Consider the following 23,370-nt stretch of genomic DNA (forward strand, 5'->3'; position numbering starts at 1 on the left):
ACCCGGCGCACACCAGGAGCGCCCTCGGGGGAGGGCGCTGTTCGGCCACGGCTTTCGGCATCCGCGCGCGGAGGGGGGAGGATGTACTCATGCAGCCCCGAAACATGTCCATGAGCGGCGTCGTCGACCTCGCCGCGGTGAAGGCGGCCGGAGAGGCCAAGACCAAGGCGGAGCAGGCGCGCGCCGAGGCCGCCCGGCACGGCGGCCCCGCGGCGGTGCCGCCCTCCGCCCTCGTGATCGACGTCGACGAGGCGGGCTTCGAGAGCGACGTGCTCCAGCGCTCCGCCGAGGTCCCGGTCGTCCTCGACTTCTGGGCCGAGTGGTGCGAGCCCTGCAAGCAGCTCGGCCCGCTCCTGGAGCGGCTGGCCGTCGAGTACAACGGCCGCTTCCTCCTCGCGAAGATCGACGTCGACGCCAACCAGATGCTGATGCAGCAGTTCGGCATCCAGGGAATTCCGGCCGTTTTCGCGGTCGTCGCCGGCCAGGCGCTGCCCCTCTTCCAGGGCGCGGTGCCGGAGGCCCAGATCCGGCAGACGCTGGACCAGCTCATCCAGGTCGGCGAGGAGCGCTTCGGCCTCACCGGGATCGTCGTGGACGCGGACGCCGAGGGCGCCGCCGGTCCCGCCGACCTCCCGGCCGGTCCGTACGACGCCCTCCTCGAAGCGGCCATGTCCGCGCTGGACGCGGGTGACCTGGCCGGTGCGGTGCAGGCGTACAAGAACGTGCTCGCGGACGACCCGCAGCACCCCGAGGCGAAGCTGGGCCTCGCCCAGGCCGAGCTCCTCAGCCGGGTGCAGGGCCAGGACCCGCAGACGGTCCGGAAGAACGCGGCGGACGATCCGGCCGACGTCGCCGCGCAGATCGCCGCCGCCGACCTCGATCTGGTGGGCGGTCACGTGCAGGACGCCTTCGGGCGGCTCGTGGAGACCGTGCGCCGCACCTTCGGCGAGGACCGGGACGCGGCGCGCGTCCGGCTCCTGGAGCTGTTCGAGGTGATCGGTCCGGACGACCCGCGGGTGACCGCGGCCCGGCAGGCGCTGGCGCGCGTGCTGTTCTGAGTGAGCGTCCGGGGCCCCGGAGCCCCTGGCGATTTGGCGACACGGTGACAAGTGGCGGCCGCGCTTTACCAAATCTTGATAAACGCGGCCGCTGTTACTTCCAGTAAATCGAACTCGTGGTTCTGTCCGGGTTCGACATTTCTTATGCGGATTTTCCGCACCACACACCCCCACCCTGCGTACCCGAGTGGCGGCATCACGCCATGGCATGGTCACGCGTCCGTTACTAGTGAGTAATGAACCCCTTGTGCGGGCGCCGGGAATGGACCACGATCGGCCACGCTCGGTCCGAACCGCACGCCCCACCCGGGACGGCGGCGAGGGTCCCCACCGGGCGGACCGGCGCCACAGGCCGCCGGTCACGGACAGGGGGGTTCCTGCTCCCACCGGGCAGGACCTGTCCACCGGGCCGTGCGCACGCGCGGCACATGGTTGTCGCTCGGGGGTGATCGCCGGTGATCGGGACGCGCGTCCGCGCCTTCCGACGCCCCGGCGCTCTCCTTCCCGAGGACGTAGCTCTTCTCCCATCCCAGGACGGGCCCCGGGCCCTTTTTGGAGATGTACGTCCGAGAAGGAGGATTCTCATGAAGTCCCAGGTTCGTGGCGGGACCAGATGGAAGCGGTTCGCCGTCGTCATGGTCCCGAGCGTGGCCGCCACGGCCGCGATCGGCGTCGGCCTGGCGCAGGGCGCGCTCGCCGCGTCGTTCAGCATCTCCGGCCAGGAGTTCAAGGTCCGGGCCGAAAGCCTCACCGGTGAGGGCTTCGTCCAGTACGGCAGCGTCGCCCAGGGCACGACCCTGGACGACAAGCCGTTCGGCGCCCCCGTCGCGGTGTCCGGCTTCAACAAGGCCTGGATCACCAAGATGTGCCAGTCGGTCGTCACGCCGAAGATCCCGCTCATCGGTGACGTCACCCTCCAGCTGAACGCGGGCACCGAGGCCGGCAAGCCGGTGTACGCCGAGGGCCTGTACCTCGACGTCTCCGACCTGAAGGCCGACGCCGAGTTCAAGAACATCGACATCGGCGTCGCGGCGGGCTCCGCCCAGCTCGGCCCCGACGGCAAGCCCATGGAGGGCCGTCCGGGCATCCAGCCGGGAACCGTCGCCAAGGCGGGCGGCTTCGCCCAGCGCGCCGAGAAGGCCCAGCTCAACAACGTCCAGCAGAAGGCGTGGGCCACCACCGCCGCGACCTTCAAGCTCCCCAACCTGAGCCTGTCCCTGCACCGGGGCACCTCGGCGGAGTGCTTCTAGGACCTGCCGGTCCTCCAGGGTGCGGGCCGTCGCGGCGGCCCGCACCCGCACCCGGGGCCGGGCCCCGGTGTCTTCACCTTTTTCTCAGCACCACCGCTTCCAGGGAGCTGTTTCCATGAGCGCCGAGACCCTTGCCTCCCGCGAAGTCCCCAAGAAGGAGAACCGGTTCAAGGTCTGGCGGCAGACCAGGCCCTTCTGGGCGGGACTGTTCACCATGCTGGGCGGCGTGCCGATCGCCTACCTCCCGTACGGGGACATGCGGCTCGGCAACGTCACCCTCGCCATGGCGACCACCGCCGGGGCGGGAGCGCTGATCATCGGCGTCCTGCTCATCACCCTCGGTCTGACGATGTGGTTCCAGCCCGTCGTCCGGGTCTTCGCGGGCGTCGCCTCGATCGTCCTGGCCCTGGTGTCCATCCCCGTGTCGAACTTCGGCGGCCTGGTCATCGGGTTCCTCCTCGCCCTCGTCGGCGGCGCCATGTCGGCGTCCTGGGCGCCCGCGCCCCCCGTCGAGGAGACGGAGGAGACGGAGGAGGCCGCGGGGACCGGCGGGACGGCGGAGACCGGGGAGGCCGACGCGACCGGGGAGACCCGGCCCGTGCCGGCGGCGGAGGCGGAGCACGACGGAGGGCCGGAGATCCCCGCGCAGGGCGCGTACGGGATCGGCACCGAGACGACGATCGACGCCAAGGGCGGGAGGAACAGTGCGGGGTGACGAGACCCAGCCGGGCCTCGCGAGGAGCGGACCGCGCCACGCGGCCCCTCGCAAGACGCTGCTGAACAGGATCCAGGGCCCCGCGGGCAAGGCGATGGCGCTGGCCGCCATGCCGACCGCGGTCTTCGTGGGCATGGGCCTCGCGCCCAGTCCCGCCCTGGCCGACGAGAAGGACGTCCCCTTCGCCCCCGGCCCCTGTGTGACGCGCTCCGACGAGCCGCTCGCGGAGGAGACGACGGCCACGCCCACCGCGAAGGCCACCGAGACCGCGAAGCCGGACCCGACCGGGACCGCCGGACCGACGGCGACCCCGTCCGCCACCGCCACGCCCACCGCGTCCGCCTCCCCGGAGGCGACGGCCGGCGGCGGTGCCCGGGGACTCGCGGCCCGGAAGGCGGCGCCGACGGCCACCCCCTCGGCCACCGCCGCCCCCACCGCCACGCCCACGCCGACGAAGTCGGTGAACCCGCTCGACCCGCTGGGCGTCGGCGACGCCCTCAAGGACTTCTTCGACGGCCTGGCCCCGAAGAAGGCCCCGGCGGCGACCCCGTCCGCCACGCCGTCGCCCTCCGCCACGCCGTCCGCGTCCGCGACCCCGTCCGCCCCGGCGAAGACGCCCGCGGACGAGGCACCGGCCGCCGGGCGGAAGACGGCCGGGAAGACGGCCCGGGACCTCTCGCCCGCCGCCGAGGAGACCAAGGCGGCGATCGAGAAGGCCGCCGCCGAGGCCGGGGTGGAGGTCGAGGAGCTGCCCGAGGACGCCAAGGGCCTGGACGCCAGGCCGGACGCCGACATACCCGACGGCGCCAAGCCCCGCTTCCCGTGCCCCGTCCCGGACCCGGCGGCGCTCGCCGCCGCCGAGGTGGAGCAGGGCATCCCGCTGCTGCCGGACGCCCCCTGGCTCCTGGAGAGCACCAAGCTCACCCTGAGCGGCCTCAAGTACCACGGCATCGTCGAGGTGCGGACCAGCAACGGCACGGTCAAGAAGGCGCTGAAGTTCACCGCGACCGGGGTGAAGATCCGCGACCTGCACCAGATCACGGAGCACTCGCCGGGACTGGTCGGCCACGTCCGCTCGAACAAGGGCGAGGAGTCGACCATCACCGGCGGCACGGTGACCATGTACACGGAGGAGCTGAAGGGCAACCTGCTCGGGATCATCCCGATCACCTTCAGCCCCGCGTCGCCGCCGCCGCTGACCATCCCCGAGCTGTTCTTCACCGGCGTGCACCTGAAGCAGGCCGGCCAGTTCGGCGGCACCCTCAAGGTGCCCGGTCTGCGCAACACCATCGAGCCCGGCTGATCCCGGCCCCGCCGCGGCCGGTCCTCGTACGCCGGAGCCCCCGTCCTTCCGGAAGGACGGGGGCTCCGGCGTCGTACGGTCGCGGACCGGGGGTCAGTCGCGCTCGCCGCCGCCCAGGTGGTGGACGCGGACCATGTTGGTGGTGCCGGGGACGCCGGGGGGCGAGCCGGCGGTGATGACCATGGTGTCGCCCGCGTTGTACCGCTGGAGCTTCAGCAGTTCGGCGTCGACCAGGTCCACCATGGCGTCGGTGTTGTCCACGTGCGGGACGACGAAGGACTCGACGCCCCAGCTCAGGGTGAGCTGGTTGCGGGTGTTCTCGTCGGTGGTGAAGGCCAGGATCGGCTGCTGCGCCCGGTAGCGGGAGAGGCGGCGGGCGGTGTCGCCGGACTGGGTGAAGGCGACCAGCGCCTGGCCGCCGAGGAAGTCGGCGATCTCGCAGGCGGCGCGGGCGACGGAACCGCCCTGGGTGCGCGGCTTCTTGCCCGGGACGAGCGGCTGGAGGCCCTTGGCGAGCAGCTCCTCCTCGGCCGCGGCGACGATCTTCGACATCGTCTTCACGGTCTCGATCGGGTAGGCGCCGACCGAGGACTCGGCGGAGAGCATGACCGCGTCCGCGCCGTCCAGGATGGCGTTGGCGACGTCGCTCGCCTCGGCGCGGGTCGGCCGAGAGTTGGTGATCATCGACTCCATCATCTGGGTGGCGACGATGACCGGCTTGGCGTTGCGGCGGCACATCTCGACGAGGCGCTTCTGCACCATCGGGACCCGCTCCAGCGGGTACTCGACGGCGAGGTCGCCGCGGGCCACCATGACGGCGTCGAAGGCGGCGACGACCTCGGCCATGTTCTCCACGGCCTGCGGCTTCTCGACCTTGGCGATGACGGGGACCCGGCGGCCCTCCTCGTCCATCACCTTGTGGACGTCCTTGACGTCGGCGGCGTCGCGCACGAAGGAGAGGGCGACCATGTCGCAGCCCATGCGGAGGGCGAAGCGGAGGTCCTCGACGTCCTTCTCGGACAGGGCCGGGACGTTGACCGCCGCGCCGGGCAGGTTGATGCCCTTGTGGTCGGAGATGACGCCGCCCTCGATGACGACGGTCTTGACCCGGGGGCCCTCGACCTCGACGACCCGCAGCTCGACGTTGCCGTCGTTGATGAGGACCTGGTCGCCCTTGGACACGTCGCCCGGGAGACCCTTGTAGGTGGTGCCGCAGATGGACTTGTCGCCGGGGACGTCCTCGGTGGTGATGGTGAACTCGTCACCGCGCACCAGCTCGACGGGGCCCTCGGCGAAGGTCTCCAGCCGGATCTTGGGGCCCTGGAGGTCGGCCAGCACGCCGACGGCGCGGCCGGTGTCGGCGGCGGCCCTGCGGAGACGGTCGTACCGGCCCTGGTGCTCTGCCTGGCTCCCGTGGCTCATGTTGAATCGGGCCACGTTCATGCCGGCCTCGATGAGAGCCTTCAGCTGCTCGTACGAGTCGACGGCGGGGCCCAGCGTGCAGACGATTTTGGAACGGCGCATGAGGCGGATCCTATCGGTTTGTTTCGCTGCGGAATATTCCGGCTGGCGGAAAGTACAAATGGGCGGGGGGCCGCTCAGTCGTTCACCTGTCCACGCGTCAGGGCGAAGGTCTGGCGGGCGATCTCCAGCTCCTCGTCGGTGGGCACCACGGCGACCGCGACCCGGGCGTACGCCGGGGAGATCAGCCGGGGTTCGCGGGACCGCTCCGCGTTGAGCCCGGCGTCCACCGCGAGCCCCAGCTCCTCCAGGCCGGCGACGGCGGCCGCCCGCACCGCGGCGGCGTTCTCGCCGACCCCCGCCGTGAAGGCGACCGCGTCCACCCGGCCGAGCACCGCGTAGTAGGCGCCGATGTACTTCTTCAGACGGTGGACGTAGATGTCGAAGGCGAGCGCGGCCCGCTCGTCGCCCGCCTCGATCCGCCGCTGGATCTCGCGCATGTCGTTGTCGCCGCAGAGCCCGACCAGCCCCGACCGCTGGTTGAGCAGCACGTCGATCTCGTCGGCCGACATGCCCGCCACCCGCTTCAGATGGAAGGTGACCGCCGGGTCGACGTCGCCCGAGCGGGTGCCCATGACCAGGCCCTCCAGCGGGGTCAGCCCCATGGAGGTGTCGACGCACCGGCCGCCGCGCACCGCCGAGGCGGAGGCGCCGTTGCCCAGGTGCAGCACGATCACGTTCACCTCCTCGGGCTCCTTGCCGAGCAGCCGCGCCGTCGCCCGGGACACGTACGCGTGCGAGGTGCCGTGGAAGCCGTACCGGCGGATGCGGTGCGCGTCGGCGGTCTCCACGTCGATCGCGTACCGGGCCGCCGACTCCGGCATCGTGGTGTGGAAGGCGGTGTCGAAGACGGCGACCTGCGGCAGGTCGGGGCGCATCGCCATGGCGGTGCGGATGCCCAGCAGGTTGGCCGGGTTGTGCAGCGGCGCCACCGGCACCAGCCGCTCGATCTCGGCGATCACCGCGTCGTCGATGACGGTCGGCTCGGTGAACCGCAGCCCGCCGTGGACCACCCGGTGGCCGATCGCGGCCAGTTCGGGGGAGTCCAGGCCGAGCCCGTCCGCCGCCAGCTCCTCGGCGACCGCCTTCAGCGCCGCCGCGTGGTCGGGGATCGGGCCGGTCCGCTCGCGCGGCGCGGAACCGCCGCCGAGCAGCGGGGTGTGCGCCAGCCGGGAGGTCTCCTCGCCGATCCGCTCGACCAGCCCCTGGGCGAGCCGCTCGCCGCCGCGCATGTCGAGGAGCTGGTACTTCACCGACGAGGAGCCGGAGTTGAGGACGAGGACCCGGGCGGGGGCCGGCGTCGGGGCGGTGCTCATGCGGTGGGCTCCTGGGCGTCGGCGGCCCCGGCGGGGACCTGGGACTGGATCGCGGTGATGGCGACCGTGTTGACGATGTCGCTGACCAGGGCGCCGCGCGACAGGTCGTTGACCGGCTTGCGCAGTCCCTGGAGGACCGGGCCGACGGCGACGGCGCCGGCCGAACGCTGCACCGCCTTGTAGGTGTTGTTGCCGGTGTTGAGGTCCGGGAAGATCAGCACGGTGGCCCGGCCGGCCACCTCCGAGTCCGGCAGCTTCGTCGCCGCCACGGACGGCTCCACGGCCGCGTCGTACTGGATCGGCCCCTCGATCCGCAGCTCCGGGTGGGCCGCGCGGACCAGCTTCGTCGCCTCGCGGACCTTGTCCACGTCGGCGCCCGAACCGGAGGTGCCCGTCGAGTACGAGAGCATCGCGATCCGCGGTTCGACGCCGAAGCGGGCCGCGGTGGCCGCCGACTGCACGGCGATGTCCGCGAGCTGTTCGGCGTCCGGGTCCGGGTTGACCGCGCAGTCGCCGTAGACCAGGACCTTGTCGGCCAGGCACATGAAGAAGACCGAGGAGACGATCGACGCGTCCGGCTTGGTCCTCCCGTCGCCCGCCGCCACCCTGCCTGACGCGCTGCGCGCGGCTGTCTCCGTCTTGATGATCTCGAAGGCCGGGCGGATGGTCGCGGCGGTGGAGTGCACCGAGCCGGAGACCATGCCGTCGGCCAGCCCCTCCTCGACCATCAGGGTGCCGAAGTAGTTCACGTCCGCCACCACGTCGTACGCCAGCTCCACCGTGACGCCCTTGTGGGCGCGCAGCGCCGCGTACTTCTCGGCGAAGGAGTCCCGCAGCTCCGAGGTCCGCGGGTCGATCAGCCGCGTCCCGCGCAGGTCCACGCTCAGGTCGGCGGCCTTCTTGCGGATGGCCTCGACGTCGCCCAGCAGGGTGAGGTCGCAGACGTCGCGGCGGATCAGCACGTCGGCGGCGCGCAGCACCCGCTCCTCGGCGCCCTCCGGCAGGACGACCCGGCGCCGGTCGGCGCGGGCCTGCTCCAGCAGTTCGTGCTCGAACATCATCGGGGTGACCCGGCCGCTGGGCGCCACCGAGATCCGCTTCAGCAGGTCGGCGGTGTCCACGTGCCGCTCGAAGAGGCCGAGGGCGGTCTCCGCCTTGCGGGGGGTGGCCGCGTTCAGCTTGCCCTCCAGGGCGAAGAGCTCTCCCGCGGTCGGGAAGCTGTTGCCCGCCACGGAGATCACCGGGGTGCCGGGGGCCAGCCGGGACGCCAGGGCGAGGATCTCCGGGCCGGGCCGCTCGTCCAGGGTGAGCAGGACGCCCGCGATCGGGGGCGTACCGGCCGAGTGGGCGGCGAGCGCGCCGACCACCAGGTCGGCCCGGTCGCCGGGGGTGACGACCAGACAGCCCGGGGTCAGGGCCTTGAGGAAGGTCGGCAGCATCGCGCCGCCGAAGACGAAGTCCAGGGCGTCGCGGGCGAGGCCGGCGTCGTCGCCGAGGACGATCCGGGCGCCGAGGGCGTGGGTGATCTGGGCGACGGTGGGCGCGGCGAGCGCGGGCTCGTCCGGCAGGACGTAGCAGGGCACCGGGAGGCGGGCGGCCAGCCGGTCGGCGATGGCCTCGCGGTCCTCGGCCGCGACCCGGTTGACGACCATGGCGAGCACGTCGCAGCCGAGGCCGTCGTAGGCGCGGAAGGCGTTGCGGGCCTCGGAGCGGACGGACTCGGCCGACTGGCCCTTGCCGCCGACGACCGGGATGACGGAGGCGCCGAACTCGTTGGCCAGCCGGGCGTTGAGCGCCAGTTCGTCGGGGAGCTGGGTGGCGGAGAAGTCGGTGCCCAGGACGAGGACGACCTCGTACTCCCGGGCCACCGCGTGGAAGCGGTCGACCAGCCGGGAGAGGAGCTCGCCGGTGCCCTGCTCGGCCTGGAGGGCGGACGCCTCGTGGTAGTCCATGCCGTAGACCGTCGAGGGGTCCTGGGTCAGCCGGTAGCGGGAGCGCAGCAGGTCGAAGAGGCGGTCGGGGCCGTCGTGCACCAGCGGCCGGAACACCCCGACCCGGTCCACCTGGCGGGTGAGGAGCTCCATGACTCCCAGCTCGACGACCTGGCGGCCGTCCCCGCGGTCGATCCCGGTCACGTACACGCTGCGCGTCACGCCGTGGTCTCCTGTCCAGTCCTGCGGAAAAGCCCTGAAGGTCCTGCGGAAGGGGCCCGCCCGGCGGCCGGGCCGTCCCGCGCGAGGGCCCGGCCCGCCGCCGCGGACCCGGCCCTCGTCCTGCCTCGCGCCCCGCCGGGCGGACCCGCCGGGGCGTCGTCCCCGCCGGGCGCCGTCCCGTGCCGGGCGTGCCGCCCGGGGGCGCCGGCCCGACCGGGCGTCAACCCGCGGCACGGAAGAAGCACCGACCGGGCGACGACATCCCCTTGACAATACCTCCGCACCTGGCTAGGTCGCCCGCTGTGCGAAGGTCCCTTCCCGAGGGACGAAAGACCCCCGTACGGCCCCGTTCCCGGCCCGGCCGGAGCAGCGCGGGCCGCCGCCGCCGCGCCCGCCGTGTGAGAATCGGAAGCGCTCACAGGACCGCGACCGAGCAGGAGACACAGCACGATGCGCATCGGAGTCCTCACCGCGGGCGGCGACTGCCCCGGCCTGAACGCCGTGATCCGGTCGATCGTCCACCGGGCCGTGACCAACTACGGGGACGAGGTCATCGGCTTCGAGGACGGCTACGCCGGACTCCTCGACGGCCGCTACCGCACCCTCGACCTGAACGCCGTCAGCGGCATCCTCGCCCGCGGCGGCACCATCCTCGGCTCCTCCCGCCTGGAGCGCGCCCGCTTCGCCGCGGCCTGCGACAACGCCAAGGCGCTGGTGGAGAAGAGCGGCTTCGACGCCCTCATCCCGATCGGCGGCGAGGGCACCCTGACGGCCGCCCGGATGCTCTCCGACGCGGGCGTCCCGGTCGTCGGCGTCCCCAAGACCATCGACAACGACATCTCCTCCACGGACCGCACCTTCGGCTTCGACACCGCCGTCGGCGTCGCCACCGAGGCGATGGACCGGCTCAAGACCACCGCCGAGTCCCACCAGCGGGTCATGGTCGTCGAGGTGATGGGCCGTCACGCCGGCTGGATCGCCCTGGAGTCCGGCATGGCCGGCGGCGCCCACGGCATCTGCCTGCCCGAGCGGCCCTTCGACCCGGCCGACCTGGTCAAGATGGTCGAGGAGCGGTTCTCCCGGGGCAAGAAGTTCGCCGTCATCTGCGTCGCCGAGGGCGCCCACCCGGCCGAGGGCAGCATGGACTACGGCAAGGGCGAGATCGACCAGTTCGGCCACGAACGCTTCCAGGGCATCGGCACCGCCCTCGCGTACGAGCTGGAGCGGCGGCTCGGCAAGGAGGCCCGCCCGGTCATCCTCGGCCACGTCCAGCGCGGCGGCACCCCGACCGCGTACGACCGCGTCCTCGCCACCCGCTTCGGCTGGCACGCCGTGGAGGCCGTGCACCGGGGCGAGTTCGGCAACATGACCGCGCTGCGCGGCACCGACGTGAGGATGGTCCCGCTGGCCGAGGCGGTCACCCGGCTCAAGACGGTCCCGGAGGACCGGATGCGCGAGGCCGAGTCGGTCTTCTGACCGGCGCCCCGCGCACGCGGCACGACGACGGAGGTCCCGCCCGGCGGGACCTCCGTCACGTCTTTCCCGGGACCCGGGACCCGGATCCCGATCCGGACGGCGGGCCTACAGGCCGACCGCCGCCCAGAAGTGGTCGTTCACCGCGTCCAGATAGGCCCGGCCCTCGTCGCCGTCGCCGCCGGACGCGCCCCAGCTGCTCGTCGCCGCCATCCGCGCGTGGTACTCCGCGTGCAGGTGCGCCAGGGCGGGCTCCACCACCCGCCGGGGCAGCGGCAGCAGCCGCACGGCCGGCTTCACGTACGCCTGCCAGCGGGTCGTCGCCGCGTCGCGCAGCAGCTCCGCCAGCCGCTCGTCGCCGCCCGTCGCCGTGACCAGCGCGCGCGGCCCCAGGCCCAGCGCCTCGGCGAGCGCCGCCGTCTGCCGCTCGGTGCCGCGCCAGCTCCCCTCGTCCTCCATGCGCTGGTACGCGGAGGCCCCCAGGCCCACCCGGCGGGCCAGCTCCTCCGCCGACAGGCCGCGCGCCAGCCGGTGCTCGCGCAGCGAGGAGGCGGCCGCGATCAGATCGGCGGGCCCGCACCACAGCACCCCCGCGAGCGCGGTCAGCTCCCGCGCGTCCGGCACGACGGTGCCCCGCTCCCAGGCGGCGACGGTCTCGGGGGTCACGGACAGGCCGTACTGGGCCCGCAGGCCGTACGCGACATGGCCCGGAGCCATGCCGAGGCCCTGGCGCAGGCGGCGCGCGGCCGAGGCGTCGAAGGGGGGAGAAGGGTGGTGCACCCCGTCACGGTAGAGGCGCGCCCCCGGATCTGGCTACGGTGCGTTCGTACGACGTCACGGTCTGGAGGAACGGGGGAACCGGCCGGTAATCGGGACGTGACGTCCGGTGAGCGGAAAACCCCGTTCCGGGGGGCTCAGCGGACGCCGAGGACCGATCCGCGAAGATCCGCCGGACCGGGTCCAGGCCCGGTCCGGCGGATCTTCGCGGGACAGGGCCTAGCGGGCCCCGCGCCAGCGGTACTGGAGCTCGGGCCGGCCGATCTGCCCGTACTGCGGAGCCCGTACCGCCCGGCCCTCCGTCACCAGGTGCTCCAGGTAGCGGCGGGCGGTGATCCGCGAGATGCCCACCACCGCGCCCGCCTCGGCGGCCGTCAGCCCTGCCGGCTCCTCCCGCAGCGCCCGGGTGACCGCCTCCAGCGTCGGCCCGCTCAGCCCCTTCGGCAGCGCCGCCGGGCGCGGCACCCGCAGCGCGGCCAGCGCCCGGTCCACCTCGTCCTGCCCCGACGCCTCCCCGGCCGCGCCCCGGAACTCGGCGTACCGCACCAGCCGGTCCCGCAGCGTGGCGAAGGCGAAGGGCTTGAGCACGTACTGCACCACCCCGAGCGACACCCCCTCGCGGACCACCGCCAGATCGCGCGCCGAGGTCACCGCGATCACGTCCGCCGCGTGCCCCGCCGCCCGCAGCGCCCGCAGCAGCGCGAGCCCGTGCCCGTCCGGCAGGTAGAGGTCGAGCAGGATCAGGTCGACGGGCACCCGGTCGAGCAGCCGCACCGCCGCCGCCCGCGAGTGCGCCGTCCCCACCACCCGGAAGCCCTCCACCCGCCCCGCGTACAGCGCGTGCGCGTCGGCGGCCACCGGATCGTCCTCGACGACCAGCACCCGGATCTCCTGGACCCCGCTCACACCGCACCCCCCGCCGGGGTACGGGCCAGCGGCACCCGGACCGTGAAGCGGGCGCCGCCGCCCGGCGCCCCGTCCACCGCCAGGGTCCCGTCGGCGCGGGCGACGGCCTGCCGCACCAGGGCGAGGCCGAGGCCCCGGCCGGGACCCCGGGTCGACCAGCCGCGCCCGAGGACCGCGTCCCGGTCGGCGGGCCGCACCCCGGGACCGCTGTCGTCGACCCGCAGCAGCAGCTCCCCGTCGCCCGCGCGGGCCGCGACGGTGACCGTGACCCGCGCCTGCGGGGTGCCGCCGGCCGCCTCCACCGCGTTGTCCACCAGATTGCCCAGCACGGTCACCAGGTCCCGGGCCGGCAGCGAGGGCGGCAGCAGCCCGTCGTCGATCCGGCTGTCCTCGGTGAGCACCAGCTCCACCCCCCGCTCGTTGGCCTGCGCGGCCTTGCCCAGCAGCAGGGCGGCCAGGACCGGTTCGCCGACCGCGTCCACCACCCGGTCGGTCAGCGCCTGCGCCAGCTCCAGTTCGGCCGTCGCGAACTCCACCGCCTCGTCCACCCGGCCCAGTTCGATCAGCGACACCACCGTGTGCAGCCGGTTCGCCGCCTCGTGGGCCTGCGAGCGCAGCGCCTCCGTGAACCCCCGCTGCGAATCCAACTCGCCCGACAGCGACTGGAGTTCGGTCCGGTCCCGGAGGGTGACGACGGTGCCCCGCCGCTCCCCGCCCACCACCGGCCGGGTGTTGACGACGAGGAGCCGGTCCGCCGTCAGGTGCGTCTCGTCCACCCGGGGCTCCGAGGACAGCAGCGCCCCGGTCAGCGGCGCGGGCAGCCCCAGCTCCGCCGCCGGCCGGCCCACCACCCCCTCGTCCAGGCCCAGCAGCTCCCGCGCCCCGTCGTTGATCAGCGCGATCCGCCGCCGCCCGTCGAGCATCACCAGCCCCTCCCGCACCGCGTGCAGCGCGGCCTCGTGGTAGTCGTGCATCCGGCTCAGCTCGGCGGCGTTCATGCCGTGGGTGTGCCGCCGCAGCCGCGCGTTGATCACGTACGTGCCCGCGCCGCCGAGCGCGAGCGCCGCGCCCGCCGTCCCGAGCAGCGCCGCCATCTGCTCCCGTACCTGCTCGCTGATCCGCTCGATCGTGATGCCCGCGCTGACCAGCGCCACCACCCGCCCGCCGTCGAGGACCGGGGTGATCGTCCGCACCGAGGGGCCGAGGGTGCCCCGATGGGTCTCGGAGAGGGTCTCGCCGCGCGCCGCCTGCTCGATGTGCCCCAGGTAGTGGCGGCCTATCTGCTCCGGCTCGGGGTGCGTCCACCGGGTCCCGTCCGGCGCCATGACCACCACGAAGGCCACGTCGGCCCGCCGCCGCAGCTCCTCCGCGTACGGCTGGAGCAGCGCGGAGGGGTTCGCCGAGCGGGCCGCCGCCACCACCGAGGGCGAGCCGGCCACCGCCGTCGCCGTCGCCCGCGACTGGCGGCGCGCGGTCTCCTCGGCCTGGTCGAGGTCGGAGAGGTAGGCGAAGACCGCGCAGCCCGCCACGACGACGGCCACCAGGACGACCTGCATGGCGAAGAGCTGTCCGGCCAGGCTGCGGGGCCGGGGGAGGGAGCGGAGGAGCGGGAGGCGCATGCGGGTCAGTCTGCCCCCAGCGGATTTGCTCCGGGGCATTGCGTTCCCGAATCGTGCCCTGCGCCCCGGCTCCCGGCGGGGCCCGGGGGGAGCCGCACGCTTCGGCCGTGAACGAAACGTACGCAACCGTGACCCCGGTCACAGGCTGGTGGATAGTCGCGGAGTCCACCGGGACGTGGACACCCCCCCCAGCACCAGGAGGACGCCGTGGCCGCGCGCCGGGACCGTACCCACTACCTCTATCTGGCCGTGATCGGCGCCGTCCTGCTCGGCGTCGCCGTCGGCTTCCTCGCCCCCGGCGTGGCCGTCGAGCTCAAACCGCTCGGCACCGGCTTCGTCAACCTCATCAAGATGATGATCTCGCCGATCATCTTCTGCACCATCGTCCTGGGCGTCGGATCGGTCCGCAAGGCCGCCAAGGTCGGCGCCGTCGGCGGCCTCGCGCTCGGCTACTTCCTGGTGATGTCGACCGTCGCACTCGCGATCGGCCTCGTCGTCGGCAACCTCCTGGAGCCCGGCTCCGGCCTCCACCTGACCAAGGAGCTGGCCGAGGCCGGCGCCCAGCAGGCCGAGGGCGCGAGCGAGTCCACCCCGGACTTCCTCCTCGGGATCATCCCCACCACCCTGGTCTCCGCCTTCACCGGGGGCGAGGTCCTCCAGACCCTGCTGGTCGCCCTCCTCGCGGGCTTCGCGCTCCAGGCGATGGGCCCGGCCGGCGAGCCGGTCCTGCGCGGCATCGGCCACATCCAGCGGCTGGTCTTCCGGATCCTCGGCATGATCATGTGGGCGGCCCCGGTCGGCGCCTTCGGCGCCATCGCCGCCGTCGTCGGCGCGACCGGCGTGGACGCCCTCAAGTCCCTCGCCGTCATCATGATCGGCTTCTACCTGACCTGCGCCCTCTTCGTCTTCGTCGTCCTGGGCGCGCTGCTCCGGCTGGTCGCCGGGGTCAACATCTGGGCGCTGCTGAAGTACCTGGGCCGCGAGTTCCTGCTGATCCTGTCGACCTCCTCCTCCGAGTCGGCGCTGCCCCGCCTCATCGCGAAGATGGAGCACCTCGGCGTCTCCAAGCCGGTCGTCGGCATCACCGTCCCCACCGGCTACTCCTTCAACCTCGACGGCACCGCCATCTATCTGACGATGGCCTCCCTCTTCGTCGCCGAGGCGATGGGCGACCCGCTCTCGGTCGGCGAGCAGATCTCCCTCCTCGTCTTCATGATCATCGCCTCGAAGGGGGCGGCGGGCGTCACCGGCGCGGGCCTCGCCACCCTCGCCGGCGGCCTCCAGTCGCACCGCCCCGACCTGGTGGACGGCGTCGGCCTGATCGTCGGCATCGACCGCTTCATGAGCGAGGCCCGCGCCCTCACCAACTTCGCGGGCAACGCCGTCGCCACCGTCCTGGTCGGCACCTGGACGAAGGAGATCGACCGGGAGCGGGTGGCCGAGGTGCTGGCGGGGAAGGTTCCCTTCGACGAGAAGACGCTCGTCGACGAGCACGGCGGCCACGCCGACCGCGCCGGTACCGTGCCGGACCCCCGCGACCAGGGCGAGGAGCGCGCCCGCGCCGGGGTCTGATCCGCCGCACCTCCTCCCGGGACCCGGGCCTTGAGCCGGATCCGGGCACCGGGAGGAACCTCCCCCGCGCGCAACGCCCTTGACAGCGTCGAGGGCGTTCGCGTCAGAATGGGGGCACCTCGCGTCGCGTGTCGGTCCGCGCTCGAAAGCGGAGACATGGAGGCAAGAGAACAGTCAGGAACGGCATTTTGCCCCTCGACTTCAATCGGCAGATCATCGAAGAATTCCGCACCAACGCCGGACGGCTCGGCGGCCCCTTCGAGGGATGGGTGCTTCTTCTCCTCACCACCACCGGCGCCCGGTCCGGGAAAGAGCACACTGTGCCGCTCGGTTTCGTCGAGGACGGCGACCGGCTCCTCGTCGTCGGCTCGGCCGGCGGCTCCGACCGCCACCCGCACTGGTACCACAACGTCCTGGCCCACCCCGCCGTCACCGTGGAGCGGGGCACGGAGACCTGGCGGGCCACCGCCGTCCCCGCCGCCGGGCCCGAGCGGGACGAGCTCTTCGCGAAGGTCGTCGCGGCGGCCCCCGGCTACGCCGACTACCAGAAGGGCACCGACCGGGTCCTGCCGGTCGTCGTCCTGCGCCGCGCCCCCGCCCCGGAGGACGGCTCCGCCTGATCCCGTACGGCTCCGGCGCTTGCCCTGACGTCGGCGTCAACGCGTACGTTCGTCCTCATGCGCATCGGAGAGCTGGCCGAGCGGGCCGGAACGACCACGCGGACCCTGCGGTACTACGAGTCCCGTGGTCTCCTGCCCGCCCGGCGTACGGAGCGGGGGCACCGGACCTACGACGAGAGCGACCTCAGGCTGCTCCGCGAGATCCGGACCCTGCGGGACTTCGGGTTCGAGCTGGAGGAGACCCGGCCGTTCGTCGACTGCCTGCGGGCCGGGCATCCGGCGGGGGACGCCTGTCCCGCGTCGGTCGCCGTCTACCGCCGCAAGCTCGACGAGCTGGACGGGCTGCTCGGCCGGCTCCGGGACGTGCGCGACCAGGTGGCCGCCCAGCTGCTGCGGGCCGAGGCGGAACTGCCGCAGGGCCCCGCCCCCCGCTGCGAGCTGGGCGCGGAGACGACAGGAGGCACGGAGACATGACGGAGACGACGGTTCCCCGGGAGGGCGCGGCGGTGGTTCCCCCGGCGGGCACGGTGGCGGAGACCTCGGACGCGGCGTTCGCGGCGGACGTGCTGGAGGCCGGGGTGCCGGTCCTGGTGAAGTTCACGGCCGCCTGGTGCGGCCCGTGCCGGCAGCTGACGCCGGTGCTCGCCGCGCTCGCCGCAGAGGAGGCGGGCCGGCTGCGGGTGGTCGAGATCGACGTGGACCGCAACCCGGAGACGACCGTCCGGCACGGGGTGCTCGCGACCCCGACCCTGATGGTCTTCCGGGACGGCGAGCCGGTCCGGTCGATGGTGGGGGCGCGTCCCAAGCGGCGGCTGCGGGAGGAGCTGGCGGACGTCCTGGACTGACCCGGCGGAGCCCGGTCCCCGGAACGCGAAAAACCCGGCTGAATTGACAGCCGGGTTGGTGTGGAGCCTATATTGGTGAATTCCGTGTGCTCTGTGAATCAGTTGATTCATAAGTTCACGAAGCATTCACTAAAGGCACTTTACCGCGCTGGGAGTCGCATTGTCAACCGAGCCAATTCGGGATGAGCAGAAATTCATCACCTCGCTCTACGCGCGGCTCGACGACCTGAGGGACCGGGCCGAGGAGGCCGTCGCACAGGCGCTGCGCGCCCCCGGCACCGGGAGCGCGCAGTCCCGCCTGGAGCGGGACGTCCTGGTCGCCGAGGGCTCCGGCCTGCTCGCCGCCTTCAACGCCGGCGAGACCGGACTCTGCTTCGGCCGGCTCGTCTTCAAGGACGGCCGCGACCACCACATCGGCCGCATCGGGCTGCGCGAGGACGACCCCGCGCGCACCCCGCTCGTCCTCGACTGGCGCGCCGACGCCGCCCGTCCCTTCTACCTCGCCACCGGCCACGAGCCCATGGGCCTCACCCGCCGCCGGCACCTCACCACGAAGGGCCGCGAGGTCGTCTCGCTGCACGACGAGGTCCTCGACCTCGCCGACCGCACCCGCACCGGCCACGAGGGCCGGGACGCCGACGAGGTGCTGCTCGCCGCCCTCGACGCCGCCCGCACCGGCCGCATGCACGACATCGTGCAGACCATCCAGGCCGAGCAGGACGCCATCATCCGCACCCCGCACCAGGGGGTCCTCGTCGTCGAGGGCGGTCCCGGCACCGGCAAGACCGCCGTGGCCCTGCACCGCGCCGCGTACCTCCTCTACGCCCACCGCGAGCAGCTCGCCCGGCGGGCCGTCCTCATCGTCGGCCCCAACCCGGCCTTCCTCGGCTACATCGGCGACGTGCTGCCCTCCCTCGGCGAGACCGGCGTCCTCCTCGCCACCCCCGGCGAGCTGTACCCCGGCGTCCGCGCCACCGGCACCGACACCCCCCGGGCCGCCGCCGTGAAGGGCGACGCCCGGATGGCCGGGGCGCTGGCGCTGGCCGTCCGCGACCGGCAGCGGGTCCCCGACCGGGACGCGCCGCTCGTCGTCCCGCACGACGACGGCGACCTCGTCATCGACCACGACATGACCCTGGACGCCCGCAACCGGGCCCGCGAGACCGCCCTCCCGCACAACCTCGCCCGCCCCCACTTCGTCTTCCGGATCCTCGACGCGCTGGCGGAGCAGCTCGCGGACCGGATCGGCGCCGACCCCTACGGCGGCCCCAACTTCCTCGGCCCCGACGACGTCGCCCTGCTCGCCAAGGGCATCGCCGCCAACCCCGACGTGCACGACGCGATCGGCACCCTCTGGCCCGAGCTGGACCCCGAGGAGTTCCTCGCCGGCTACCTCGCCGACCCCGCCCACCTGCCGGCGGAGGACGCCGCCGCGATCCGCCGCGACGGCGGCGACTGGACCCCCGGCGACGTGCCGCTGCTCGACGAGGCCGCCGAGCTCCTCGGCCGCGACGACTCCGCCGAGCGGGCCCTCCAGGAGGCCGAGCGGCAGCGCCGGGTGCAGTACGCGCAGGGCGTCCTCGACGTCTCCTTCGCCTCCCGCACCTACGAGTTCGAGGACAAGGAGGAGCTGGACGAGGACGCCTCCGAGGTGCTGTCGGCGCACGACATCATCGACGCCGAGCGGTTCGCCGAGCGGCAGGAGGAGGCCGACCACCGCACCGCCGCCGAGCGGGCCGCCGCCGACCGCACCTGGGCCTTCGGCCACATCGTCGTCGACGAGGCGCAGGAGCTGTCCGCGATGCAGTGGCGGCTCCTGATGCGCCGCAGCCCCACCCGCTCCATGACCCTGGTCGGCGACCCCGCGCAGACCGGCGACCCGGCGGGCGTCGGCTCCTGGGAGGAGATCCTCGCCCCGTACGTGGAGGACCGCTGGCGGCACGTGCGGCTCGGGGTCAACTACCGCACCCCCGCCGAGATCATGGCGGTCGCGGCGGCCGTCCGGCGGGCGGACGACCCGGGGTTCGAGCCGCCCGGCTCGGTCCGCTCCACCGGTACCGAGCCCTGGGACCGGACGGCCGGGGACCCGGTCGCGGCGGTCGCGGAGGCGGTCGCGGCCGAGGCGCGGGAGGGCGGCCGGCTCGCCGTCATCGCCCCGCCCGCCCTCCACCCCGCCCTGGCCGGGGCGCTCCCGGCCGCCTCGCACGGCCCGGCCCCCGACCTGACCCGGCCGGTCGTCCTCCTCGACCCCCGGCAGGCCAAGGGCCTGGAGTTCGACACGGTCCTGGTGGTGGACCCGGACGGCATCCGGGCCGGCTCCCCGCACGGCGTCAACGACCTGTACGTGGCGCTGACCCGGGCCACCCAGCGGCTCGGGATCGTCAGGCCGGCCTGAGCCAGACCGTCGCCAGCGGCGGCAGCGTCGTCCGCAGGCTCGCCGCCCGCCCGTGCCACGGCACCGACTCGGTCTTCACCGGGTCGGTGCCGACCACGTCCGAGCCGCCGTACCGGGCCGCGTCCGTGTTCAGCACCTCGCCCCAGGCGGCGAAGGCGTCCGGCACCCCCAGCCGGTAGTCGTGCCGGACCACCGGCGAGAAGTTGCAGACCGCGAGCAGCGGCGAGCCGAGGCCGTCGTACCGCAGGAAGGCGATGACGTTGTCGTCGGCGGCGTCCCCGGTGATCCACTCGAAGCCCTCGGGCACGGTGTCCCGCTCCCACAGCGAGGGCGTCGCCGTGTAGACCCGGTTCAGGTCCCGCACCAGGTCCCGCACGCCCCGGTGGTCGGCCTCGGCGCCGTACTCCGGGTCCAGCAGCCACCAGTCCGGCCCGGTGTCCGCCGACCACTCCGAGCCCTGCGCGAACTCCTGCCCCATGAAGAGCAGTTGCTTGCCCGGGTGGGCCCACATGAAGCCCAGGTAGGCCCGGTGGTTCGCCCGCCGCTGCCACCAGTCGCCGGGCATCTTCGACACCAGCGCCCGCTTGCCGTGCACCACCTCGTCGTGCGAGATCGGCAGGATGTAGTTCTCGCTGTACGCGTACACCATCGAGAAGGTCAGCTCGTGGTGGTGGTACTTGCGGTGCACGCTCTCCTTCTCCATGTACTGGAGCGAGTCGTGCATCCAGCCCATGTTCCACTTCATGCCGAAGCCCAGGCCGCCGAAGCCGCCGGGGCCCGTCTGGTCGGTGGCCCGGGTGACCCCGTCCCAGGCGGTGGACTCCTCGGCGAAGGTGACGATGCCGGGGCAGCGCCGGTAGACGGTGGCGTTCATCTCCTGGAGGAAGGCCACCGCGTCCGGGTTCTCCCGCCCGCCGTGCGCGTTCGGCAGCCACTCGCCGTACTCGCGCGAGTAGTCCAGGTAGAGCATCGACGCCACCGCGTCCACCCGCAGGCCGTCGATGTGGAACTCCTGGCACCAGTAGACCGCGTTCGCCACCAGGAAGTTCCGCACCTCCTTGCGGCCGTAGTCGAACTCCAGCGTCCCCCAGTCCGGGTGGTGCGAGCGGCGCGGGTCCGGGTGCTCGTACAGCGGCCGCCCGTCGAACTCGGCCAGCGCCCACTCGTCCTTCGGGAAGTGCGCGGGCACCCAGTCCATCAGCACCGAGATGCCCGCCCGGTGCAGCGAGTCCACCAGGAACCGGAAGTCGTCCGGGGTGCCCAGCCGGGCCGTCGGCGCGTAGAAGCCGGTGACCTGGTAGCCCCACGAGCCGCCGAAGGGGTGCTCGGACACCGGCATGAACTCGACGTGGGTGAAGCCGAGGTCGAGGAGGTACGCGGGCAGCTCCACGGCCAGTTCGCGGTAGCTCAGGCCGGGCCGCCAGGACGCCAGGTGGAGCTCGTACACGGAGATCGGCGCCTCGTGCGGGGCCCGCGCGCCGCGCCGCTCCATCCATGCGGCGTCGCCCCACGTGTACTGCGAGGCGGTCACGATCGACGCGGTCCTGGGCGGGCACTCGGTGCGGCGGGCCATCGGGTCCGCGCGGACCGTGTGCGTCCCGTCCGGGCGGGTGATGTCGTACTTGTACGCCGCGCCCTCGCCGACGCCCGGCACGAACAGCTCCCACACGCCCGTCGAGCCCAGCGACCGCATCGGCAGCGCGGTGCCGTCCCAGTGCGTGAAGTCGCCGGTGACGCGGACGCCCCGGGCGTTCGGCGCCCACACCGCGAAGCGGGTGCCGGTCACGCCCTCGTGCTCCGTCACCCGTGAGCCGAGCGCCGTCCACAGCTCCTCGTGCCGGCCCTCCCCGATCAGGTGCAGGTCCAGCTCGCCCAGCGACGGCAGGTGCCGGTAGGGGTCGCGGACGGTGGTCTCGGCGTCCTCGTACGCCACCCTCAGCTGGTACGCCGGGACCTTCCGCAGCAGCGGCACCAGCACCGAGAAGAGGCCGTCGCCGTCGTCGTGCAGCGCGACCGTCCGCCCCTTGGGCAGCACGGCCGTCACGCTCCGCGCCCACGGGCGCAGCGTCCGGAGCACGATGCCGCCCTTCACCGGGTGGGCGCCGAGCAGCGCGTGCGGGTCGTGGTGCTCGCCCGCGAGCAGCCGGGCCCGCTCGCCGGGGTCGAGCGGGGGCGCCGTGCGGGGCGTCTTGGCGGTCACCGGGGTCCTCCTGAAATGTCGGAAAGGTTCCGAATAGGGCAACGGATCGGCCCCCGCCCCGGACACTCCGCCGAACGGGCCCTCTGCCTCCGGGGCGGCGGCCCGGGGGGTCACGCGGGGGCGGCCAGGCGCTGGATGGCGGACATCGGGACCGGCAGCCAGTCGGGGCGGTGCCGCGCCTCGTACACCACCTCGTACACCGCCTTGTCCGTCTCGTAGGCCCGCAGCAGCGCCGGGTCGGCCCGGGGGTCGGCGCCCGAGACCTCCGCGTAGCCGGCGCAGTACGCGGCCCGGCAGCGCGCCGCCCACTGGGCGTTCCAGGGCCGGTGGGTGCGGGCCGCGTAGTCGAAGGAGCGGAGCATCCCGGCGACGTCGCGCAGGGCCGGCTGCGGGCGGCGGCGCTCGTCGAGCGGCTTCGCCGGCTCGCCCTCGAAGTCGATGACCGCCCAGGCGCCGTCGGAGCCGCGCAGGGTCTGCCCGAGGTGGAGGTCGCCGTGGACGCGCTGCACCGCGCCCGCCCCCTCCGCCCCGCCGGCGGCGGCCAGCGCGGTCCGCAGCCCGGGGACGTAGGGCAGCAGCGCGGGGACGGCCTGGGCGGCGGCGTGCAGCCGCCGGTCCATGGCGGCGGCGAGGTCCTCGGTCTCGGCGCGCGGCAGCCGCAGGGTGGGCAGGGCGCGGGCGAGGGCGAGGTGGACCTCGGCGGTGGCCCGGCCGAGCCCGCGCGCCTCTGCGGTGAAGCCGCGCCCGGCGGCGAGCGCGTCGAGGGCGAGCCGCCAGCCGTCGCGGGAGCCGTGCAGATAGGGCTGGAGGACGCCGAGGGTGGCGTCGGCGGTCTCGAACCAGGCGACCGGCCCGGGAACCCGGTCGCACCCCGCCCGGCCGAGGGCGAGGGGGAGTTCGAGGTCGGGATTGGCGCCGGGGCTGACCCGCCGGAAGATCTTGAGGATGTACGCGTCGCCGAAGACGAGCGAGGAGTTGGACTGCTCGGCGTCGAGGACGCGGGGGGCGAGGCCGCCGGGCAGGGCGCGGGTGGCGTGGAAGCGCAGCGGCCCGGCGCGTCCCGGGGTGCGCAGCCGCTCGTAGAGGAGCCCGGCCAGGCGCGGGTCGCGCAGCCCCTCGTAGACGGCCCGGCCGGCGAGCGGGCCCTGCCGGATCCGGCCGATGAGGGCGGGGGCGAGCCGGGGCGGCAGCCGGTCGCGGACGCCGAGGAGGAGCTGGTAGCAGTCGGCGGGCTCGCCGGCCGGGCGGCCGGGCTGCTCGACGCGCAGCAGCAGGTGGAGCAGGCCGGGGCCGGGGCCGTCGAGGGGGAGCAGCTCGGTGGCGGCGTCGAGGCTGAAGCCGGTGACCCGGCGGCCCTTGCCGGCGAACCAGCGCTGCCGGGGCAGCCACGGGTGGAGGAGGGGGGCGAGCAGGGGGAGGAGGGCGTCGGGGGCCCGGGTGGTGGTTGCGGCGGTCTCCGGCATGGCAACGCGTCCTTTCCCCGGGGTGCGCACAGGGCTCTCGTAAGCGTTCAAATGCGCAGATTGTCCCGGATGGCGGCTCTGGGTGTCCGGATGTGCGGGACGTGTCGGAGAGGGAGGGCCCGGATGGCGGGGCCCGGGAGGGGAGGGTGCCCGGTGCGGGGCGGGACGAACCGCCCCGCACCGG

17 protein-coding genes and 1 pseudogene are annotated in these 23,370 nt (G+C 73.8%); 10 read left to right on the forward strand and 8 right to left on the reverse strand.

Annotated features, from left to right (window positions below):
- The first annotated feature begins 89 nt into the window (after positions 1-89).
- The 4 genes from IE219_RS08040 (at position 90) to IE219_RS08055 (ending at position 4,326) form a co-directional block, all read left to right on the forward strand.
- The gene (locus IE219_RS08040; RefSeq protein ID WP_189975858.1) at positions 90-1,058 is read left to right on the forward strand and encodes a tetratricopeptide repeat protein; all 969 of its coding nucleotides are present in this window, start codon (positions 90-92) and stop codon (positions 1,056-1,058) included.
- A 584-nt stretch (positions 1,059-1,642) separates the two neighbouring features.
- Entirely contained in the window at positions 1,643-2,308 is a 666-nt protein-coding gene (locus tag IE219_RS08045) for a DUF6230 family protein (protein WP_189975859.1), read from the forward strand.
- A gap of 115 nt (positions 2,309-2,423) precedes the next feature.
- Complete coding sequence (locus IE219_RS08050) at positions 2,424-3,023, forward strand: DUF6114 domain-containing protein (protein WP_189975860.1); 600 nt, start codon at positions 2,424-2,426, stop codon at positions 3,021-3,023.
- Positions 3,013-4,326 carry a hypothetical protein gene (locus tag IE219_RS08055; protein WP_189975861.1) on the forward strand — a complete coding sequence of 438 codons (1,314 nt, stop codon included), beginning with the start codon at positions 3,013-3,015 and terminating at the stop codon, positions 4,324-4,326. Before IE219_RS08050 ends, IE219_RS08055 begins: the two co-directional genes overlap by 11 nt.
- Before the next feature lie 93 nt (positions 4,327-4,419).
- On the opposite strand, the gene pyk is transcribed toward IE219_RS08055, so the two are convergent.
- The 3 genes from pyk to pta all read right to left on the reverse strand — a co-directional run bounded on the left by pyk (position 4,420) and on the right by pta (position 9,316).
- Positions 4,420-5,850: a pyruvate kinase gene (gene pyk / locus IE219_RS08060; RefSeq protein ID WP_189975862.1), complete on the reverse strand. Its 1,431-nt coding sequence runs from the start codon at positions 5,848-5,850 to the stop codon at positions 4,420-4,422.
- 74 nt (positions 5,851-5,924) lie between these two features.
- Positions 5,925-7,163 carry an acetate kinase gene (locus IE219_RS08065; protein ID WP_189975863.1) on the reverse strand — a complete coding sequence of 413 codons (1,239 nt, stop codon included), beginning with the start codon at positions 7,161-7,163 and terminating at the stop codon, positions 5,925-5,927.
- The gene (pta, locus tag IE219_RS08070; RefSeq protein ID WP_189975864.1) at positions 7,160-9,316 is read right to left on the reverse strand and encodes a phosphate acetyltransferase; all 2,157 of its coding nucleotides are present in this window, start codon (positions 9,314-9,316) and stop codon (positions 7,160-7,162) included. Before pta ends, IE219_RS08065 begins: the two co-directional genes overlap by 4 nt.
- 450 nt (positions 9,317-9,766) lie before the next feature.
- Between pta and IE219_RS08075 the strand changes: the two genes are divergently transcribed.
- Positions 9,767-10,792 carry a 6-phosphofructokinase gene (locus IE219_RS08075; protein WP_189975865.1) on the forward strand — a complete coding sequence of 342 codons (1,026 nt, stop codon included), beginning with the start codon at positions 9,767-9,769 and terminating at the stop codon, positions 10,790-10,792.
- Positions 10,793-10,897: 105 nt separating this feature from the next.
- Here IE219_RS08075 and IE219_RS08080 read toward each other — a convergent pair whose 3' ends face one another.
- The 3 genes from IE219_RS08080 to IE219_RS08090 form a co-directional block, all read right to left on the reverse strand.
- On the reverse strand, positions 10,898-11,506 hold the full coding sequence (locus tag IE219_RS08080; protein WP_189975983.1) for a helix-turn-helix transcriptional regulator: 609 nt from the start codon (positions 11,504-11,506) through the stop codon (positions 10,898-10,900).
- Between the two features lie 279 nt (positions 11,507-11,785).
- Positions 11,786-12,472 carry a response regulator gene (locus IE219_RS08085; RefSeq protein ID WP_189975866.1) on the reverse strand — a complete coding sequence of 229 codons (687 nt, stop codon included), beginning with the start codon at positions 12,470-12,472 and terminating at the stop codon, positions 11,786-11,788.
- On the reverse strand, positions 12,469-14,091 hold the full coding sequence (locus IE219_RS08090) for a sensor histidine kinase (protein ID WP_189975867.1): 1,623 nt from the start codon (positions 14,089-14,091) through the stop codon (positions 12,469-12,471). Before IE219_RS08090 ends, IE219_RS08085 begins: the two co-directional genes overlap by 4 nt.
- A 207-nt stretch (positions 14,092-14,298) precedes the next feature.
- Here IE219_RS08090 and IE219_RS08095 point away from each other — a divergent pair, with 207 nt between their 5' ends.
- The 5 genes and pseudogenes from IE219_RS08095 (at position 14,299) to IE219_RS08115 (ending at position 19,523) form a co-directional block, all read left to right on the forward strand.
- Positions 14,299-15,663: a cation:dicarboxylate symporter family transporter gene (locus tag IE219_RS08095; RefSeq protein WP_189975868.1), complete on the forward strand. Its 1,365-nt coding sequence runs from the start codon at positions 14,299-14,301 to the stop codon at positions 15,661-15,663.
- Positions 15,664-15,851: 188 nt separating this feature from the next.
- Positions 15,852-16,268: pseudogene (locus IE219_RS08100) on the forward strand (nitroreductase family deazaflavin-dependent oxidoreductase); the annotation flags it as partial.
- Between the two features lie 72 nt (positions 16,269-16,340).
- A complete protein-coding gene (locus IE219_RS08105) occupies positions 16,341-16,757 on the forward strand; it encodes a MerR family transcriptional regulator (protein WP_189975870.1) in 417 nt (138 codons plus the stop codon).
- Entirely contained in the window at positions 16,754-17,128 is a 375-nt protein-coding gene (locus IE219_RS08110) for a thioredoxin family protein (RefSeq protein ID WP_308434013.1), read from the forward strand. The genes IE219_RS08105 and IE219_RS08110 overlap by 4 nt, the downstream gene beginning before the upstream one ends.
- A gap of 160 nt (positions 17,129-17,288) precedes the next feature.
- A complete protein-coding gene (locus IE219_RS08115; protein ID WP_189975871.1) occupies positions 17,289-19,523 on the forward strand; it encodes a HelD family protein in 2,235 nt (744 codons plus the stop codon).
- On the opposite strand, the gene glgB is transcribed toward IE219_RS08115, so the two are convergent.
- Both glgB and IE219_RS08125 read right to left on the reverse strand, forming a co-directional pair.
- The gene (gene glgB, locus IE219_RS08120) at positions 19,510-21,723 is read right to left on the reverse strand and encodes a 1,4-alpha-glucan branching enzyme (protein ID WP_229849645.1); all 2,214 of its coding nucleotides are present in this window, start codon (positions 21,721-21,723) and stop codon (positions 19,510-19,512) included. The genes IE219_RS08115 and glgB overlap by 14 nt on opposite strands.
- Before the next feature lie 110 nt (positions 21,724-21,833).
- Positions 21,834-23,186 carry a maltokinase N-terminal cap-like domain-containing protein gene (locus IE219_RS08125; RefSeq protein WP_189975873.1) on the reverse strand — a complete coding sequence of 451 codons (1,353 nt, stop codon included), beginning with the start codon at positions 23,184-23,186 and terminating at the stop codon, positions 21,834-21,836.
- Positions 23,187-23,370: the final 184 nt, after the last annotated feature.

It is taken from the genome of Streptomyces termitum (assembly GCF_014650175.1).
Classification (GTDB): domain Bacteria; phylum Actinomycetota; class Actinomycetes; order Streptomycetales; family Streptomycetaceae; genus Streptomyces; species Streptomyces termitum.